Below are 17420 nucleotides of genomic sequence, written 5' to 3'. Positions count from 1 at the left end.
TCAGTTCTTAACATCAGATTACCCGTATCGGCAGTGGACGTACCACCTGACATAAGTACAGTGCCAATGTAATCAGTTCTTTGGATTTTTGCATACCGCCATATAGATAAATAGAAAGACAATCGCGGTCACCATAATCAGAGGCGGAGCATACATGATCGTAAACGTCTCAAAAAAGCTAAGCCCCGTGATGCCCGGTATGCCTTTCACCCCTTCTTCCAAAAGCGGATGCAAGTGCAATCCCGGATAAATACCTGCGGGCCATGCAGATCTCAGCACCGAAAGTTGCCGGGGTAGCAAAGCAGACAGTATATAGAGAATATTCGAAATCGTCGTCGCAAACATGGCGAAGTCATCCTTTCTTTTTCCCGGCGTTACCGCGTACATAATTGGCATCAAACAGGAACAGCTTCATAATCAGCACCAGCGATGGAATGAGCACCAGTAGCCCGAGACTGAATGCGGTAATAAGCGCAATCCCCATCGTTCGGTTCGTGAAGCTATCGTAAATATTGATGTACGGGTACAGAATATAGGGCAGATGTGAGCGACCATATCCGTACCAAGCAAAGGCAAACTGGAGCATCACCGCGATAAAACACCAGCCCAGGTATTTCTCCTTCCACACAAGCGACACCGCGATAACAAAACAGATAAAGGATGCGATAAACATCCAGGACATGTCCACCATACGCTCAAAGTGAGCCGGATTTTGTTTGTTAATTTGCAGAAAAGCCAGAAAACTCGCAAAAATCGTGGGCAAGCTCCACAGCAGCGCATACTCCCGAAGTACGCCAAAGGCCGGTTCATCCCCGGCCCGCTTCGCGTAATAGGACAGGAACATCGCCGAAATGTACAGTACACTTACCAAAGCGAGCAATACAACAGACCATGTATAGGGATTTGTCAAAAATTCACGCCAGCGAAAGAACACCTTTTCGCCCACCTGTTCGATAATCCCACCTTCGGATATCGCCAAAATTGTGGAGAACACTGCCGGGATTAGCAATCCCGTTGCTCCGTACAATGCCAGATAGATTCTGCTATTTTTCCCGTGGTTACCATAAGTATTGTAGGCGTAATACACTCCCCGGATCGCCAGTAGAACAATCGCCAGCGAACCCGGAACAAGCAGGGCTGTACCGTAATAGAACGCACTGTCGGGATAGAAGCCGACCAGCCCCACGACAAAGAAGATGAGAAACACATTCGTCACTTCCCACACCGGTGAGAGGTAGCGCTGAATAATATTATGAATTTTGTTTTCATGTCCGGTCAATATGCTGTAAAAACTGAAGAAACCCGCGCCGAAGTCAATCGACGCCACGATCAGATAACCGAACAGAAATGTCCATAATATCGCGATGCCTGCGATTTCAAAGCTCAATGTACGATGCCTCCTTCCAGTCCAAGCGAATCCAGTTCCTTCTCCGCTTCCTTGTTACGGAACAACTTGCTGATCACGCGGATACAGGAGAAACACAGCACCAAATACAGCAGAATAAACAGCACGAGCATCCAGCCAACCGAAGTCGAAGTCGTTGCCGCCTCGGACACCTTCATATATCCGCGCAAAATCCAGGGCTGTCTACCCACCTCGGCAAACATCCAGCCAAGTTCAATCGCAATCATCGCCAGTGGGCCGAGGAGCACGATGCCAAGCAGCAACCATTTGGGATAAGGTTTGCGTCCTGGCAGCCAGCGGCGTAACACGTACAACACCGGTATCAGCAGGATAATGACTCCTGTTGTCACTTTCAGGTCGAACATGTAATGAATGGACAGCGGCGGTCTAAGATCGGCCGGATATTCTTCCAGTCCCTTCACTTCTGTATCCGGCCGATTACCAGCCAGTATGCTCAGCGCATAAGGAATTTCGATGGCATATTTGACCTCGTTGTTCTCGTCGAGAATACCGCCATATACCAGCGGCGCTTCCTTCATCGTTTTGAAATGCCATTCGGCAGCAGCTAACTTCTCCGGCTGATATTTTGCCAGAAATTTACCAGAGGAGTCACCGATCATGACGGTGCTGATCGCAAACACGAGCGCAGATACTGTCGTGAGTTTAAGTGCTTTTTTGTAATACACATGGTCTCGTCCGCGCAGCAGACTGAACGCCGCAATACCCGCAAGTACACCCGCACTCAAGGTATAGGAGGAAGCAAGCACGTGGGATACTTTGGTTGGTGTCGCCGGGTTCAGCATCGCGGCAATCGGGTCAATGTCCTTCATGATGCCGTTAATCAAGGTGAAACCTTGTGGCTGGTTCATGAACGAGTTCACGGTTGTGATAAATATCGCGGAAGCGGATGAGCCAAGAGCTACCGGAATGAGCAACAACATGTGCGTGTATTTCTTTTTGAAACGATCCCAAGTGTATAGGTAAATCCCGAGAAAAATCGCTTCTACGAAAAAAGCAAATGTCTCCATAAAAAGCGGCAACGCAATCGCTTGACCAGCGACACGCATAAACATGGGCCACAGCAAGCTCAGCTGTAAGCCGATGGATGTGCCTGTGACTACACCTACGGCCACCGTAATGACAAAACCTCTCGCCCATCGACGAGCCAGCAAGGTGTAATGAATGTCATTGGTACGTAGCCCCCGCCATTCAGCCAAAGCAATCATGAGCGGAACACCTACACCAATCGAAGCAAAGATAATATGCACAAACAGGGTCAGACCGGTTAGAATCCGGCTGAGCAGTACGGGGTCCAGAGATGACATGGGTACACTCCTCTTTCAGCGTAATCGTTGTCGTTGTTTCGTTGAATCGTTATGGGTTATGTACATGCCTGAACGGATTTTTAATAACTCATAATACGGATGATGCTTTTGACTACGGCGTACAGTACAACTACAGCCGCCACCAAACAAACGATGATGAGCGTTTTCTCTTGTTTGCGAAACATATACGTGGTGCCCTCCTTTTGCACAGGATGCAAATTATGGCTCTATATACAGTGTGCAAAAGTTCCCGTTTTTTTATCCCAGATGAAGAAAAACAAAGTTAGAACACAAAAAAAGCCTTTACCTTTCCGCACGGTCACGTGCCAAAAGATAAAAGCTAACGATACAATAAGAACGTTATGTTAAGAACTAGAGAACAACGTCCTGCTTGGGCAACCTGACTTTGAACGTACTGCCTTTCCCTGGCGCCGACATGAAGGTCAGACTTCCTTGATGATCCTCCACGATTTTGCGGGAGATATATAAACCGAGGCCCGTGCCACCAATCTGACGATGATCCGAATTATCTACACGATAGAATTTGTTAAACAGCAGATCCTTTTCACTCTCGGCAATCCCTATGCCATAATCCCGTACATCGATGCACAGAGCTCCCTCTTCTTCCCATAATGTGACGTCGATTCGCTCTGCTCCTGGAGAGTACTTTACCGCATTGCCTATCAGATTATGCAGTACTTGAACCATCCGGTTCTGATCCGCATAAGCAAAGAGATCACCATTAAATACATGTACATAGATCCGCTGAGCAGACTTCATGTTCCATTGTTCTGCTACACCTTCCACAAGGTCCACCAGAGGAACGTAGGTCATATGATAAGTCATGCCTTCATTATCGAGACGTTGAATATCAAGTACATCATCCAGCAAACTGCTCAGACGTTTTCCTTCAGACGCAATAGTCTCCATGAACTCTTTACGTTGGGATGCCGGAAGGTCATACATTAACATCAGTTCAACATATCCCATGATGGTCGCCACAGGTGTACGAAGTTCATGAGACACCACGCTGATCAACTCATCTTTCATCCGGTTGAGCCTCTCCTCACCCGTTAAGTCACGAAATACGAGCAGGAATCCATGATTTTTCCCTGGCACGTCCATCTGTTTCATGTACAACGAAAAAACGCTTTGCTCCACGTTATCAAAATAGAAATTGGTCTCGATGAATGCTTGTTCTCCATCCAGAAATGCTCTTGTCTGTTCTGTCAGATTGAAGTTATCCGTCTGTACCATCGAATCGATGGCTTGAGCCAAGTCAGTGATGGATTCTCCTAGAAAATTACCTAGTCCAAACATCTCTTCTATTCGGCGATTCACAATTGTGATCGTGCCTGAACGGTCAGACATGACAAGTCCTTCGCGAACCGATTCAATGAATTGTTCACTGATATCGCGCTGTTCCTGAATTGCCGCCTTCTCTTGGAACAGCTCCAGGTTAAGGTGCTCCAATACAAGGGCATGACGCACCCGGTCTTCTTCTGCACGAGTACGTTCTGTAATATCTTTGATGAACAGATTGTATAACGTCTCGTTTTTCCCCAATTGAATCTCTACAATTCGATACTCAATCGGAAAAACGGAGCCGTCATTGCGAACACCTAATATTTCATCAACCGTGATATACCGTTTGCCTTCGACATACTCATATTGCTCTAACATCAACTTAATTTCCTGTAAACTAATCCCCTGGAAAAGAGATGAGGCTTCCTTCTGCAACAAAACCTCTTCCCGCCCCAATCCAAACATCCTTTCGGCCTCAGGGTTAAACTCAATGATCACCCCTTGGCAATCAACCGAGATAATGGCATCAATTGAAGATTCAATAATGGCACGTTTAATGCCTTCGCTGTTCTTCAGTTCCTTCGTACGAGCAATGACCCTGTCCTCCAGTGTTAACTTATCGAGTCGAATCTGTTCGAATTGTTCGAGTAACACATCCGCCATCTTGCGTAAGTTTCCAATGAGGATCTGCACTTCGGTCACATGACTGCTCGGCCAATCCATATTTCCGTTTCGAAAAAGTAGACGAGGAAGAGAACCTGTTAACCGGGTCAAACGAAGTAAGGGACTAACCACTTTGCTACTCAAAGGAGCTGCCACAATCATGGATGTAAAGATAATAACGAATAAAGATTGAAAAGTAGTCAGATAGATCTTCTCAATTTGCGTGTAATACTGGGACGAATTGGTTTCAACAAACACCTGATAAGGGGTAATAGCCGTTTCCTCAGCCTCATAGATAAAAGAAGCTTGCCTCCAATGATCCAATATATCGCTGTAATGAGCTTTCTCTGAATTTAAAAGAATTGGGCCGCTCCTGGATGTCAGCACCTGAAAACTATCCAGGTTTATGAATTCTCCCGGAAGATACTCGGGGATTCCAGAAACAACGACAGTTCCACGCTGATCTAGTAAAATCACATTCATACCCAACAAATGGTGGTAACGCTCTACATTTTCTGCAAGGTTATCCGGCGTTACATACTGTTCATCTAAATCCTGAACCACAGCATTCGCTGCATGTTTCATATCCCGTAAGATGGATTCGTTCATCTGGCTCAATTGTCTGCGACTATCCACTGACAACAGGACAAGAGATACAAACACAACAAAAGCAACCACATATTTAAATGCAATTCTCGCTAGGGGGATCGTGCCTGAACGTTTCGCCTGATGTTCACCCAAAGTGATCCAAAAATCAACCACAATGCCTGCTATCAGGGCGTTGACCATGCTCACGACAGCCACGTACATATATTCATATTTGGTCACTTCCACAGTCAGGCCTAAAACATAATATCCGTAACCAATTGCAGGAAGTAACATCACAATCCAGAACACAGCGTTAGCTTTGATCAGACTGCCTTTTTTATAATACTTCTGCCACCCCAGCATCCAGATCAGCTCTATAAAATGTCCAGCCATGACATAAAGGTTATGCGAATCCAGCCCAATGATTAGGCTTTTAGATAGATAGACTAACGTAAGTGATACAAAACCGTATATCCCTCCATACAAACGAAGGGCAACCAATGCTGTGGCACTAATGAGTACAAATTGAACACCATAGAACAATGTAAACGGAAAAATGGAACTTAGTGTGCCAAAGAACACCAGAAGACATGTTCCAATCCAAGGTCTTCTCAGTTGCAGGAGAATCCGTTCCAACAGGTTCCTCGCTTCCGTTATCCCATACATATACATCTGTCCTCACCGTGGATTCGAGGTACTTCTGCCCTCTTTGTTCTCTCTAACAACATCTGTTCCCCCTAATAGCTGGCGATAACTTCGAACCTTTTTTCCCTTTAAGCACTCTGATCCATTATACTTTAATTAACATTCATAATACGTATGGCAAAAATTATGATTCGGCAAAAAAAGTAATCTCATGATAAACTACACTATCAAGGTAAAGTCTTTTTGCAAGTTGGTGCTACTTCCTATATTCTGGAATAGAACCATTAAATTTTTTGCGGTATTTTTCATCATTTCATCGTAATTTCTTAACAAATCCTCGTTCGTAAGGAGTGTGAAGCTATGTCAATCAAAGTACTTCTTATAGAAGATGAAAAGAATTTAGCGGACATGATCGCTTTTTTTCTTGATGAGGAAGGATACATAACCGAGCGGGTTCATCATCCCCGCGAAGCACTTCATTTATTTTCACAGTTTCAACCTGATATTGTGGTAACAGATTTGATGTTGCCCGAAATTGACGGTAACGAGCTTGTTGATGCTTTTCGGCAACATTCCACCGTTCCTGTCCTGATGATATCTGCAAGTACGATGTTAAATGATCGACTTCGTGCCTTACATAACGGTGCTGACGATTTCCTCTGCAAGCCGTTCAGTCTGAAGGAGTTGGACGCCAGAATTAAAGCATTGTTACGCAGGTCGATTATCACTTATCAGGATAAACCCATTAAAGAGAATCAGCCATCTGAAGTGACGGGGCACATTAATGTAAACGAATACAGGAGAACGCTATTTGTAGATAGTGTTGAAATCGATGTAACCCATATTGAATTTGAGATTATGAAGGAATTGTATCGCAACCCGGGCAAAGTGTTTACCCGGAATGAACTGATGGACCGTATCAAAGGCTCTGAACGCGCCTATCTGGATCGAACCATCGACGTACATATCTCTAGTCTTCGCAAAAAAATAGAGCCCGACCCCAAAAATCCCCGTTATATTAAAACGGTATGGGGTACAGGCTATAAATATATGGTCTAGTTGGTCTTCGAATAAAGCCGTCACAAAACATAAACATAACAAAGGTTATAAAAACAGCTGCAAGCGCCATGCTTCTTTCGTTTTACCTGATGTGTAAAGCGGAAGGCATGGTTATCGGTGTTTCATACCCGAAAGTTTGCAGCCACTTCTCAATGCCGCTAACCAATTGATCGGGGGCTTGTTCGTTCCAGAGCATCAACTTCATAACACCAATACCTGTAACCTGTTGCAGATGACGTTTACGAACCAAGGATGTAAAATCGGTAATGACCAGTAGAGGCACATCCGGTACAAAAGCGCGAATGGCTTTCGCTGCGGCTATTGCCTGATCAGCGTTCCTATAATCCACAATGCAAAAACGGGAATTCTCCCAATCCCCTCTTCCTGTTCCCTTTACTGAATCTGATGGCGCAGAAGCAATCCAATCCTCAAACAAAGGTTTGATTTTCTCAAAGTTAATACAACGCTCTCCATCCGTTAGCACAGTAACAGGCTCCATAGATATAACCTCCAATAGCTTCTTACCTATATTGTGTCAGGTTTCATTTAAAAATGTTTGTGCACGAACATGAAAGAAGTGTTAACAATCTTCGCACTTCTTCACATACCTGCGCCGATGCTTCTCCTCGGCATGTAATTTCGCAGTTTTCCTGATTTCATGTAAAATAGAGGTATCCGTTAAAATAAAGGTACTGTGTGATTTATTTTACGGGAGCTTATGTATCAATCTGCTATTATAGGAGGTTTCACCCATGAATATAGTTTCCATTGAACCAACACCGAGTCCAAATACGATGATGCTACATCTCGACGAACGTCTGGAAGACGGGATTCGCAGAACCTATACACTGGACAACGAACGTTCAGCCCCGGCGTTTATTCGCCAGATGTTACACATTCCAGGCGTGAAAAGTGTATTCCACACGACTGACTTCGTTGCTCTGGATCGTAAAGGCAATGCGGACTGGTCTGTGATTCTTGGTGAAGTACAGAGCCGTCTGGGTCAGGAAGGCGTAAATCTGGACTGGATTGAATCGGAAGATGCTTCAGGTGATCACTTTGGAGAAGCACAGGTTTTTGTTCAGTTTTTCCGCGGAGTGCCGATGCAAATTCGCGTCAAAGCCGGAACGAAAGAGGAACGGATATCACTGTCAGACCGTTTTGTCAAAGCCGTTACGGAAGTTGCCAGCGCTACAATGATCAAAGAACGTAAACTGAGCGATTACGGGGTACGGTACGGTGAACTACCGGATATTGCGCGTGAAGTTGAACAAGAACTGGAAGCGGCTTATCCACCGGAGCGATTGGAGCAGGTTATTCAGCAAGCTATTGCGCATGGTACAAATACAGAAGAATTCGTTGAGCATCGGCGTGCGCTGGCTGGACCGGAACTGGAAGAAGCTCTTCAGAATGAAGACTGGAATGTACGCTATGCCGCACTGGATGGTATGGAACCAACAGAGGAAAGACTGCATCTGGTAGCAAAGGCACTGCGTGACAGCAAAATGCAAATTCGTCGCTTGGCCGTTGTCTATCTGGGGGATATTCGTACACCTGAAGCGATGGAACTTCTGTACGAAGCGCTTCGGGATAGTTCTCCCGCTGTACGGCGTACTGCCGGGGATACTTTATCAGACATCGGCGACCCTGTTGCCACACCGGCCATGATTGAAACGTTGACGGACAAGAGCAAACTTGTGCGCTGGCGTGCGGCTCGTTTTCTGTATGAAGTCGGAACCGAAGAAGCGGAGCAGGCTTTACGTCTCGCCGCGGAAGATCCCGAATTTGAAGTGAGCTTGCAGGCCAAAATGGCGCTAGAACGTATCGAGTCTGGTGAACAGGCGGCTGGAACGGTGTGGCAGCAGATGGCAGGACGAAATAAAAAGCAGGATTAGATTTATCTTTTAGTTTTGTCCTTTAGGAACCTTCAAGGGAACAATCCAACATTTGTTATTGCACTGTAAATCGATGAGCGGTATACTTGTTGTCTGTTTGATTAACAGGTTACACGCTGCTCAAAGCGTGATTTCTAATTTCATAAACAATAGATACACCTCATCCATAGCATGGTGAGGTAGAGGTCGCGGGTGCGATCAGTAAGCTGAAGAAGGCGTAAGGAGCCGCTGTTGAGATCAGCCGAAAGGTGTACCCGCCGAAGTTTACTGGACGTTCCTTTATCGGTCCGGTGAGCTGGGGCTGCAGCCGAAAGGTGCAGAACTGTCACAGAAGTATTCGTATCTTTTTCTAAAAAAGGTATGACTTCTTCTGTGTTGAGCTATCTTAATCATCTGGGACATGGTGCGGATATAGATATCAAGACCGCTGGCTCATGCCTGTGGTCTTTTTTTGTTTATGGAGCTTATGATCTGCATCAGCAATACAATTGAAGGAGTGTTTTCATGCAAGACCGCAGCAACCAATCACACACAACAACAACTGGACCTACACTGAAAAAAGGATTGCGTGCACGTCACATGACCATGATTGCCCTGGGCGGCTCGATTGGTACCGGTCTGTTTCTGGCAAGTGGTACAGCCATCTCGACTGCCGGCCCTGGCGGTGCATTACTTGCCTACGTGGCTGTGGGAATCATGGTTTATTTCCTCATGACCAGTTTGGGTGAACTCGCAACCTTTATGCCGGACTCTGGTTCTTTTAATACGTATGCGGCACGTTTCGTTGACCCCGCTCTCGGCTTCGCCATGGGCTGGAACTTCTGGTACAACTGGGCGGTAACGATTGCCGCCGAACTCGCTGCGGCTACCGTTCTGATTAAATATTGGTTCCCGGACAGCTCATCCATGTTATGGAGTCTGCTATTCCTGGTACTGATCTTTGCCTTGAATATCCTGTCCGTCAAAGGATACGGGGAATCGGAGTATTGGTTTGCCATTATCAAAGTGGCCACAGTTATTATCTTCCTGAGTGTCGGCGTATTGATGATCTTTGGTATTCTAGGCGGTGAAGCCGTTGGCTTTAGCAACTTTACAATCGGTGATGCACCATTCCACGGTGGCTTCTTCGCCGTGCTCGGCGTGTTTATGGCCGCAGGTTTCTCCTTCCAGGGAACGGAATTGATCGGTGTCGCCGCAGGTGAAAGTGAGAATCCACGCGAAAACGTACCTCGTGCCATTCGCCAGGTCTTCTGGCGTATTCTGATCTTTTACATTTTGGCGATTACTGTAATCAGTTTGATTATTCCTTACACTCACCCGAATCTGCTCAAAGGTGATCTGGAGAACATCGGGGTCAGCCCGTTTACGCTCGTTTTTGAAAAAGCGGGACTTGCGATTGCGGCTTCTATCATGAATGCCGTCATCCTGACTTCCGTGCTCTCTGCCGGCAACTCCGGCATGTACGCTTCGAGCCGTGTGCTCTATGCACTTGCCCGGGATGGCAAAGCTCCACGTTTCCTTGGCAAGCTGAATAAACGAGGCATTCCGATGAACGCGCTGCTTGTCACAACCGCTGTTGGCATGCTTGCATTTTTGGCTTCCCTCTTCGGTGACGGCATTGTGTATACATGGTTGCTGAATGCATCCGGCATGTGTGGATTCATTACGTGGCTAGGTATTGCAATCAGTCATTACCGCTTCCGGAGAGCCTATGTGGCACAAGGTCGGGATCTGAGAGATCTGCCTTACCGTGCGCGATGGTTCCCGTTTGGTCCAATCTTTGCCTTTGTGTTGTGTATTATCGTTATTCTCGGACAGAACTATCAGGCATTCACAGGTGATCGGATCGACTGGAGTGGAGTCCTTGTTGCTTACCTGAGTGTACCGTTATTCCTGATACTATGGCTTGGTTACAAATGGATCAAAAAGACCAAAGTTGTTCCGTTACAGGAATGTGACTTCACGCCTGCTGAATCGTCAGGTATTAAGGAGTAGGGCCGTCGCTAAGCTTAGTCACTTTTGCTCAACTCTACTTCAGGTTTAACCCTACGATATGGATTCAGTACTCTCCTGTTCTACAGAGACTTTTTTTGTAGAGCAGGGGATTTTATTTTTCAGTGGCAACTCTCCTGCATACTGAACATCACAAAGAGCGCTCCGGATACCGGAGCGCTCTAATCATTAAAAGACATGTTGTTGTGCATATGATTTATCTGTTGTACGTGGAGTGAATTCTGATCCTGTCCATTACAACGTCCAATTAATTTTGACACGCAGGTCTGTTGTATCTTCCATCTTGGAGACAAAATAGGAGATAGACTTCATACCCAGCTGGTACAGATCCTGCAAATCTTCGATCAAACTGCTCTCTGTGCCCTTGTATCTGAAGGTTAACGAAGTTCCGCCCTCATTTAGCACACCCTGAACTTTGGTTTTGAGCACTGCGCGTTCCTTGACTGCATCCTGTTCATTATACAGAGAATACTCCAGTGCATGGTACAGCTTCTGGTATACCTCCTGCTTGTTTCCGTCCGTCTTCGCCAGTTTAAGCAGAGCATCACGGTAAGGTGCATAAGCTGCAGGGTACTTGTTTTTGCCTGTCCAGACATGGTCACGCGCCATCTCTTTATCACTTAACAAGTAGTAACTATGACTCACAATGCCTTTGCGATCAGGTGTTGGATCATCCCACGTCGTGTCCATATGGTACCACTTTCCATCCAGCTTCACCAAGTTCCAGGCATGAAGTTGCCCGCCTGCTTGACCTTCGACGATGCGATTCTCAATCCCTACGCGCTCCAGCATGCGGTAAGTAAGCAAGGAGTATCCTTGACATACGGTACTGCCTGTCGCAAGTCCATCATAAGCCGTATATTTTTGTAACGAAGTGTCATAAGCAACATTCAGCACAATCCAGTCATGAATAACCTTAACCTTCTCATGGCTTGTCATGCCGGGTTTAATAATTTCTTTGAGCACATTCGCTACTTTCCGATTCACATATTCAGTCTGAGCCTTCGTTTCCCGGTAAGAGAGGGTCACATCTACCTCGGCTGACGTATTGGAGCCTTTATAGTTAAAAGCATAACTTTTCACTGTATATTGAATATAAGGGTCACTCTTCATTGCTTCATCGATAGAGGTCTGCAACTGTTTCTTGAGGCCCTTCACATTCCCCTTATAGGTAAACACCACTTTCTCTGTACGCTGCGACATCGCATTCAACAGTGTCTGACGCAAATCTGTCGCTGTAGATAGTTCGGACGTGCCTGACGCTGCATACAATTGATCCAGGTCAACTGTACGCGGCAACCAAGCGGCAACAAGACAGCCTGCCAGCAACATGGTGATCACTCGTTTACCGTTCTTACCCATGAAAGGACCCCACCCTTCTTCGTAACATTCTCATGCCCTATTGTATCATAAAAGGTCTTGCTTTCATTGTTGTATATAAGTTGAATTAAAAATTTCACACAGTCCACTTCGTTAACGTGTAAAAGAATAATTCAACTTGTATCTTTCCAATCTTAGTGGAATCAAGCGGAAAAGGGACCTTCTCGGAAGGCCCCTTGAACTTTAGTTGCAGTCATCATGTTTGCCGCTTCACTTCATCCTATGTCTTCCTGGAGCAAATTATGAGTGGTTTTGCATGCGTACAGATTTGTACAAATTAATGCAGGTCAGCTCTGCCTGGAATCAATAAAGGCGGCTACCCGTCATGAACGTGTCCGTCTTTCCTTGCAACTTGGCGAGTCGTTCAAGAACTTGAGATGCCTCAGCTACCGTTACTTTGCGCGCAGGCATGAATCTTCCCTCAATAGAAGGTAACAAGCCAAGCTTTAAGCTCAGAGAAACAGCCCCCTTATTGTTGATCGCACTGGCGTCGGCAATGTTAGGCAAATCAGACGGCTGCATATAGAATCCGGCGAGCTTTTCATAACGCAGAATACGCATCAGCAAGACCGCCAATTCTTCACGTGTCATTTCTTCCTCAGGTTTTAGCTGCTTCTCAGGGTCAGCTCCACCGATCCATCGTTGATCTATAAGGACTTTCAATGCCTTGTAATCCGGACTTTCTATCGTTACATCAGCAAAAAGCTTCTCATTGCTATCGCTGTTATAGTACATGTCCATGTTCGGATTAATTGCTCTTGCCAGATAATTGAACCAATCTCCCCGGGTAATGACCCGATCCGGAAATACACGTCCCTGCTCATCAGCAATCAACACCTTATGCTTGGTCATGTTACTCAAATCTGATTCGGCAATATGACCCGCAATATCTGTCGGTTCGATCTGAGATGCCGCATGGTCTACACCGTACATGAAGAACCATTGACCTGTATTAGCATCCAGCAGTTCGTTTAAATTGTACAGAGATTTCTTTCCGCTTACAGGTACGTAAGCCAAATTAACTCCTACAGGTACGGGGTCACTAGAACCCAAATCAAATCCACCATAACGAGCATAATTCAACGTTAACGTATATTTCTTCAGATAGAGTTCTCTAGCTTTTTCGTATGAGATTGCAGGGGTGATATCTTCCGGTAGTTGCTCAGGAGATGCCGCCAAGCGTGTATAGAATTCAGTAATATCTCCATTGTTCTTTACCTGCACCTGTGCCGTGTCATCCTGAACCCGAATCCCGTTCAAATAACGCTGAAATACAAACGTACGAGCATCGTCTACTTCTATCATTCTGGCCAGTTGATACTGCTCTTTGGCTTGTGGTACAGCGGCAATAATCGTATTCATCGCCAGCTTCTCAGCCTGTTGCAAAGTAACGGGCTTTTTCTCCTTCTCTTGAGAAGGAGTTTCCTGCCCCATCTCTGGTCCGACCCGTTGCATCAAGTTGTAGCTGTAAACCTGTCCGGTAACCGCATCGACCTGCGCGGAAATATCACGCATGAACATATAGGATATATTTGCATTCCGATTGCTCCAGCTCAGGCTCCATACCTGGCTGTTCACGTTGCCATAGTAACCTTTGGTTAATTGGCTGTGCTCGAGTTTGTAATCCTTGGGAATGTCAAAGTTCGCTGCGACCCGCTCTACTGCCTGTTGCACATTTAAGCGCTGACCGCTGGCAGCGGCGAACGCTGGCACATTGCCTGTTACTTTTTTATTTTGTTGTGGATTGCTCTTATCCACGGCTTTTCCTGTCAGCACATCAATTCTGTCTAAAGTGTTAGCGTTAATCGGCTCCATACTATCACCTTTTGGCAAATAACCGAGAACATATTTTTGCCCCTGTTTGGAGGACAATTGTTCTTTGGAGATATAGGCAAGCTCTACATCAAATCCATCTTCAAATACCTGTCTGGCCTGCTCTTCCGAGGCCTTCGGCTTGGAGGAAGGATATTTCGCCGAGATGGTCGAACGTGAATACGATGTGGCCTGACCTCTCTCATCCACACTTATGTAGACTGTCTCTGCATCCGACACGACACCATCATGTTTTAAGTTATAGGCAAATTGATATTCGTTGTGGCCAAATAACGCTTGCTGCTCCACTGGTGAATACTGGTTTCCTAGCGGCACATACTGTCCTTCCTTAAGGTCAGGAATTGCCTGATATAGCAGTTCCAAAGCCGTCTTTTCGGCTTCTTCCTGACTCAGTTGAACATCGGATACGGATGACAATTGACTCTCCACAAACTCAGACGGCAGATGCACACTTAGAACTTCCCCTGTACCTGCATGCACACTTGCGCTGAATCCCATGGAATGATTGCCTTGTACAATTTGAAATCCGATATCCCATACCTTGTAATCCGGCGGTGGGTAGGAATGAGTTACATCAAAATTAGCGGACGAGATCTTCGTTTTTTTTAGTAGCGGAAACAATTTTAATATATTATCAGCGGCTTGCCTGGATGAAATTTTTGCCCCCTCCGGCACGTCATTGCTTGTTACGTCTAGTTGATCATTTTCCCCCGACACTGCTTCATTCACTGAGCCAGTTCCCGCCTGAGCAGCGGATGCGCTCCCCGTCAAACCCGGTACCTGTGTCGTAAACAGCAGAGTTGCCATTGCTGTTGCTGCGGCTTTGGCTGTGAACGTTTTAAGCCTTCCATTCATGTTCCAATCCCAACTCAAAATGGTTACCTCTCCCTTCGATTTCATGCAGGAAGCACGATAAATACTCTCGCATGAATTTTGCCATTCTAATCTATGATACCATAAGCTTCCTTTTTAATCGCTGTTTTCCGGGTAATTTTACAATTGTGAATTTCTGTATAATGAAATTACACAACAAAAAAACGCCAATCGAGTTGGCGTTTCCATCTATCAACCCGCACTATGATGCAGATCTGTCTCGTCCTGATCTATTGTAGCTCCGTCATGTACAGCTCGCTCTGGAGCGGAACGAACGTGCATTCTCAGGAACGGAATGACCGTGTCCCAGAAAGCCGGGTCTTCCTCCGAGCAGCTATGACCTTCGCTGTTAACCCATAGATGTTCTACTGGAGGGTCCGCTTTGGACATAAAATATTCCAGTTCACTCGGAGGAATAAAATTATCCCCTTTGGAGTGCACCATCAGTAACGGCAATTGCATGCTTTTTCGCCGCTCATTCAGCATCATTACGGCATCATTCTGCTGATACGTCTTCAAAGACTCACCTAACCGCCAAAACCAGATTCGGGGGATCAACTGTGCCAGTGGGAACAGCGGCAGGCGCCGGCGTCTCAGTTCCGAACTGACGATCACCTGAAATTGGGACGGCATGGAGTCGGTGACCACGGCGGAGACTGGAATGCCTTCTGTAATGGCAAGAATCGTACCCAGTCCACCCAGGGAATGCCCCAACACCCCAATCGCTTCGGGGTCAATCTCGGATCGGCCCGATACATAGGTCAGCGCAGCTAATAGATCGTCCCTGAACAGATAGGCCGATGCAGCACGAACAGGATCACTGGCCCCATGACTACGTACATCATACATAAACAGTGCATACCCCGCCTCCCAGATAGGACGCGCGTAACGTAACACACGAGAGCGATTGGATCCCCAGCCATGTGCGATAATTACGAGCGGCCAGGGCTTAGGAACATCGGGTCTCGCTGGAATGAACCAACCCTGCACCTGCCCCCCTCCACTTTCAAAGGTAATATCTTCAAAAGGCATCGGCGGTGTCAACGTAATCGGAATTTTTTTTGGTGTCTGGCTTTTTACCGCTGCCTTCCATAAACCGCCTGCAGTTACAGCGGCCACTGCCAACATACCGCCAATCATCGTTCTCGCTTTCACAAGGCCTCTCTCCTCTCTGGCTACTGGCATACGCTCATCTTACAATGTCATGATCAACTACACGTTAAATGATCTCCATTTTTGTTTGTAATAATGATCAATCATGTAAACTCTGTTTATATATACCCCATTACGCCTCATTTACTTATATCTTCTTAAATGAAGCCCTCTACTTTGCACTATTCCTTTAACCTTACCCTTACCTAACCGCTGGCTACCTGTCTGTTCTCGATGTTGCTGCCTCGACAAACGCCCGTGCTCGATCCGCAATCTGTACGCTATCTCCTGAAGCCAGAGCTTCTTTTGGCAAAAGTGCACTGCCCAAGCCTACTGCGGCTGCACCTGCCTCATAATAGGAAGCGATGTTCTCCAGCGTCGCGCCACCCGTTGCGAGCAGCGGAATGTGATCGAGAGGTGCCTTAATTTCTCTTAAGTAAGGAATACCCAGACTGGCCATAGGGAACAACTTAACAGCCCGTGCCCCTGCTTCATACGCAGCTACAATCTCCGTTGGTGTCATAGCACCTGGCCAAATCTCAACACCGTGTTCTACAGCATATTCAATAACAGACAGATCGACATTGGGGGATACCAAAAATTGTGCCCCTGCATACACGGCTTCCTTCGCCATGCTCACATTGAGTACCGTACCTGCACCGACATAGGCTTGTCTCTCGTGACGCTCGCGCCAGTCAGCAATGATCTGATGCCCATTCGGTGTATTCAGCGTTACTTCCATTAGACGAATACCACCTTCGGTCATCCCCTGACCGGCTGTCACAGCCGCTTCCCGGCTTATACCGCGAACGATCGCGACCAGTCTGGATTCGAGTAGTACTTCCGTCAAATTCATATCCATTCACTCCCTTACTTCGTTCAGATTCGGCAGCCGAGGACCCGTCTTGGTGTACACTGCTTCTCCGTTAAAAACTATTGTAATGCATATGCTCCATTGGAAGAAATAAATTAATCTATAATAGGATTGTGGACGTAGTGATGTGAAGTTAGGGAATTTAAACAAAGCAACACTAAGTCCACCAGTGGTGTCAAGACATCAAGACATCAAGACATCAAGACATCAAGACATCAAGACATCAAGACATCAAGACATCAAGACATCAAGACATTTTCATTATGTGGTTGCTACTTATTAAAGCCGATTCGGTTTAGACATAGCATTATAGCATTTAAATCTTCTAACGATCACCAGTGAGCTTATTTGGCCTGATTCGCCACTTTTTATTTTCTAACGATCTCCAGAGAGCTTATTTACTCAAATTA

General features: G+C 46.2%; 12 protein-coding genes and 1 riboswitch. Of the genes, 3 read left to right on the top strand and 9 right to left on the bottom strand.

Translation table 11 applies throughout. From position 1 onward, the window contains the following. Positions 1-72 precede the first annotated feature (72 nt). From M3629_RS26650 to M3629_RS26635, 4 genes are all read right to left on the bottom strand, one after another. Positions 73-345, bottom strand: coding sequence for a hypothetical protein (locus M3629_RS26650; RefSeq protein ID WP_251511768.1), 273 nt, complete (start codon positions 343-345; stop codon positions 73-75). Between the two features lie 7 nt (positions 346-352). Beyond that, positions 353-1387: a cytochrome d ubiquinol oxidase subunit II gene (locus M3629_RS26645; protein ID WP_090924469.1), complete on the bottom strand. Its 1035-nt coding sequence runs from the start codon at positions 1385-1387 to the stop codon at positions 353-355. After that, entirely contained in the window at positions 1384-2730 is a 1347-nt protein-coding gene (locus M3629_RS26640) for a cytochrome ubiquinol oxidase subunit I (protein ID WP_090924468.1), read from the bottom strand. The genes M3629_RS26645 and M3629_RS26640 overlap by 4 nt, the downstream gene beginning before the upstream one ends. 372 nt (positions 2731-3102) lie before the next feature. Continuing rightward, positions 3103-5922 (bottom strand): PAS domain-containing sensor histidine kinase, encoded by a 2820-nt coding sequence (locus tag M3629_RS26635; protein ID WP_251511766.1) that lies wholly within the window; start codon positions 5920-5922, stop codon positions 3103-3105. A gap of 369 nt (positions 5923-6291) precedes the next feature. Here M3629_RS26635 and M3629_RS26630 point away from each other — a divergent pair, with 369 nt between their 5' ends. Further along, positions 6292-6990 carry a response regulator transcription factor gene (locus M3629_RS26630; RefSeq protein ID WP_145334840.1) on the top strand — a complete coding sequence of 233 codons (699 nt, stop codon included), beginning with the start codon at positions 6292-6294 and terminating at the stop codon, positions 6988-6990. An 82-nt stretch (positions 6991-7072) separates the two neighbouring features. Here the strand turns inward: M3629_RS26630 and M3629_RS26625 are convergent, their stop codons facing one another. Next, positions 7073-7489 (bottom strand): hypothetical protein, encoded by a 417-nt coding sequence (locus M3629_RS26625; protein WP_145334838.1) that lies wholly within the window; start codon positions 7487-7489, stop codon positions 7073-7075. Between the two features lie 253 nt (positions 7490-7742). Between M3629_RS26625 and M3629_RS26620 the strand changes: the two genes are divergently transcribed. Both M3629_RS26620 and M3629_RS26615 read left to right on the top strand, forming a co-directional pair. Beyond that, on the top strand, positions 7743-8885 hold the full coding sequence (locus M3629_RS26620) for a virulence factor (protein WP_251511764.1): 1143 nt from the start codon (positions 7743-7745) through the stop codon (positions 8883-8885). A 172-nt stretch (positions 8886-9057) separates the two neighbouring features. Then, a riboswitch (Lysine riboswitch) is annotated at positions 9058-9276 on the top strand. A gap of 113 nt (positions 9277-9389) precedes the next feature. After that, a complete protein-coding gene (locus M3629_RS26615) occupies positions 9390-10880 on the top strand; it encodes an amino acid permease (RefSeq protein WP_251511761.1) in 1491 nt (496 codons plus the stop codon). A 252-nt stretch (positions 10881-11132) separates the two neighbouring features. Here M3629_RS26615 and M3629_RS26610 read toward each other — a convergent pair whose 3' ends face one another. From M3629_RS26610 to M3629_RS26595, 4 genes are all read right to left on the bottom strand, one after another. Next, a complete protein-coding gene (locus M3629_RS26610) occupies positions 11133-12260 on the bottom strand; it encodes a transglutaminase domain-containing protein (RefSeq protein ID WP_251511759.1) in 1128 nt (375 codons plus the stop codon). 321 nt (positions 12261-12581) lie between these two features. Next, positions 12582-14984 carry a YcdB/YcdC domain-containing protein gene (locus tag M3629_RS26605; protein ID WP_251511756.1) on the bottom strand — a complete coding sequence of 801 codons (2403 nt, stop codon included), beginning with the start codon at positions 14982-14984 and terminating at the stop codon, positions 12582-12584. A gap of 192 nt (positions 14985-15176) precedes the next feature. Further along, positions 15177-16139: an alpha/beta hydrolase gene (locus M3629_RS26600; RefSeq protein WP_251511753.1), complete on the bottom strand. Its 963-nt coding sequence runs from the start codon at positions 16137-16139 to the stop codon at positions 15177-15179. A gap of 214 nt (positions 16140-16353) precedes the next feature. Continuing rightward, the gene (locus tag M3629_RS26595; protein ID WP_251511752.1) at positions 16354-16992 is read right to left on the bottom strand and encodes a bifunctional 4-hydroxy-2-oxoglutarate aldolase/2-dehydro-3-deoxy-phosphogluconate aldolase; all 639 of its coding nucleotides are present in this window, start codon (positions 16990-16992) and stop codon (positions 16354-16356) included. Positions 16993-17420: the final 428 nt, after the last annotated feature.

The organism is Paenibacillus polysaccharolyticus, from assembly GCF_023714295.1.
Taxonomy (GTDB): domain Bacteria; phylum Bacillota; class Bacilli; order Paenibacillales; family Paenibacillaceae; genus Paenibacillus; species Paenibacillus polysaccharolyticus_A.
Note: the sequence above shows the minus strand (reverse complement) of the source record. Positions and strands in the feature narration are given on the sequence as shown.

What these genes read in the sequence shown, in the direction of transcription:
- M3629_RS26650 (WP_251511768.1), bottom strand. Translation starts at nt 345, where the DNA reads ATGTTTGCGACGACGATTTCGAATATTCTCTATATACTGTCTGCTTTG.
- M3629_RS26640 (WP_090924468.1), bottom strand. Translation starts at nt 2,730, where the DNA reads ATGTCATCTCTGGACCCCGTACTGCTCAGCCGGATTCTAACCGGTCTG.
- M3629_RS26630 (WP_145334840.1), top strand. Translation starts at nt 6,292, where the DNA reads ATGTCAATCAAAGTACTTCTTATAGAAGATGAAAAGAATTTAGCGGAC.
- M3629_RS26625 (WP_145334838.1), bottom strand. Translation starts at nt 7,489, where the DNA reads ATGGAGCCTGTTACTGTGCTAACGGATGGAGAGCGTTGTATTAACTTT.
- M3629_RS26620 (WP_251511764.1), top strand. Translation starts at nt 7,743, where the DNA reads ATGAATATAGTTTCCATTGAACCAACACCGAGTCCAAATACGATGATG.
- M3629_RS26615 (WP_251511761.1), top strand. Translation starts at nt 9,390, where the DNA reads ATGCAAGACCGCAGCAACCAATCACACACAACAACAACTGGACCTACA.
- M3629_RS26610 (WP_251511759.1), bottom strand. Translation starts at nt 12,260, where the DNA reads ATGGGTAAGAACGGTAAACGAGTGATCACCATGTTGCTGGCAGGCTGT.
- M3629_RS26595 (WP_251511752.1), bottom strand. Translation starts at nt 16,992, where the DNA reads ATGAATTTGACGGAAGTACTACTCGAATCCAGACTGGTCGCGATCGTT.